The following is a 259-nucleotide window of genomic DNA, read 5'->3' on the forward strand; positions in this document are numbered from 1 at the left end:
CTAATCGGAGCAGAGTGAGTCGGCCCCTAAGGCGAGGCCGAAAGGCGTAGTCGATGGGAAACGGGTTAATATTCCCGTACCTCACTGTATTGCGATGGGGAGACGGAGAAGGCTAGGTGAGCCAGGCGTTGGTTGTCCTGGTGAAAGTCGGTAGGCTGGAGAATCAGGCAAATCCGGTTCTCCAAGGCCGAGAGACGAGACGAACGGACCACGGTCCGGAAGTCATTGATGCCACGCTTCCAGGAAAAACCTCTAAGCT

At 56.0% G+C, this 259-nt stretch carries 1 rRNA gene; it reads left to right on the forward strand.

Annotation, left to right across the window (positions count from 1 at the left end):
* Nucleotides 1-259: ribosomal RNA gene (locus tag H2O73_RS21270) — 23S ribosomal RNA — on the forward strand; the annotation flags it as partial.

The organism is Vibrio marinisediminis, from assembly GCF_014050145.1.
Classification (GTDB): Bacteria; Pseudomonadota; Gammaproteobacteria; order Enterobacterales; family Vibrionaceae; genus Vibrio; species Vibrio marinisediminis.